Genomic DNA, 695 nt, shown 5'->3' with positions numbered 1-695 from the left:
TGATCGCCACACCGGCCGGTGGAGTCCCCCGGCTCACCGACACCCGCGCGGGCCTGGAGGCCTGCGCCGCGGCGCTCGCCGCGGGGACCGGGCCCGTCGCCATCGACGCGGAGCGCGCCTCCGGGATCCGGTACGGCCAGCGGGCTATGCTCGTCCAGCTCAAGCGCGAGGGCGCCGGCATCTGGCTCGTCGATCCCGAAGCCCTCGACGGGCTGGCCCCGCTGCAGGAGGCCCTCGCGGGCGTCGAGTGGATCCTGCACGCGGCCAGCCAGGACCTGCCCTGCCTGGCCGAGCAGGGGCTGCGCCCCGATCGGCTGTTCGACACCGAGCTCGCGGCCCGGGTGTCCGGCCTGCCGCGCGTCGGCCTGGCCGCGGTCCTGGAGGAGCTGCTGGGGGTCACCCTCGCCAAGGAGCATTCGGCCGCCGACTGGTCGGTGCGTCCGCTGCCCGAGGCGATGCTCACCTACGCGGCGCTCGACGTCGAGCTGCTCGTCCCGCTGCGCGAGGCCCTGATCGCGCGCCTCGAGGCCGACGGCAAGCTCGCGTGGGCCGAGCAGGAGTTCGAGCACGTGCGCACGGCCCCGCCGCCCACGCCGAAGAAGGACCCCTGGCGCGGCACCTCGGGCTCCCAGACGCTGCGCCGCCCCGTGCAGCGCGCGGTCCTCAAGCGCCTGTGGGAGGCCCGCGAGGACCTA

1 protein-coding gene is annotated in these 695 nt (G+C 76.1%); it reads left to right on the top strand.

Going from position 1 to position 695, the window contains the following annotated elements; translation table 11 throughout:
- Nucleotides 1–2: 2 nt before the first annotated feature.
- Nucleotides 3–695, top strand: a 693-nt coding sequence (locus D8M29_RS12735) for a ribonuclease D (RefSeq protein WP_148111637.1), incomplete at its 3' end; no start/stop codon positions are given.

Source organism: Micrococcus sp. HSID17227 (assembly GCF_003989405.1).
Lineage (GTDB): Bacteria > Actinomycetota > Actinomycetes > Actinomycetales > Micrococcaceae > Micrococcus > Micrococcus luteus.
The sequence above is the reverse complement of the archived record's forward strand: the minus strand, read 5'-3'. Positions and strand labels throughout refer to the sequence as shown.